Genomic DNA, 259 nt, shown 5'->3' with positions numbered 1-259 from the left:
GGCCAGGGCGTAGACGGTCTCGAACCACACCTGGCTGTCGGACCACATCAGGATCGTGAAGGCGTGGGTGTCCGCGACGAGCCGCTGGGCGAGGTCCCACTCCCACGGTCCGTCGGGGCCGTACATCTCCTGGCGGTGCGGGAACTCGCGCAGCAGGAACAGCAGCCAGGTGGCGGCGAAGCCGAGGCGGATCACGGCCGTCTGGTACGGGCCGAGGGCGGCGGCGGTGACCCGGGCGATGCCGCGCGAGATCGACACT

Annotated in this window: 1 pseudogene; it reads right to left on the bottom strand. The window is 71.0% G+C overall.

Annotation, left to right across the window (positions count from 1 at the left end):
- Positions 1-258 (bottom strand): annotated as a pseudogene (locus KVT44_RS56300) (HTTM domain-containing protein); the annotation flags it as partial.
- Position 259 lies beyond the last annotated feature (1 nt).

Source organism: Streptomyces sp. GbtcB7, from assembly GCF_019091445.1.
Lineage (GTDB): Bacteria > Actinomycetota > Actinomycetes > Streptomycetales > Streptomycetaceae > Streptomyces > Streptomyces mirabilis.
The sequence above is the reverse complement of the archived record's forward strand: the minus strand, read 5'-3'. Positions and strand labels throughout refer to the sequence as shown.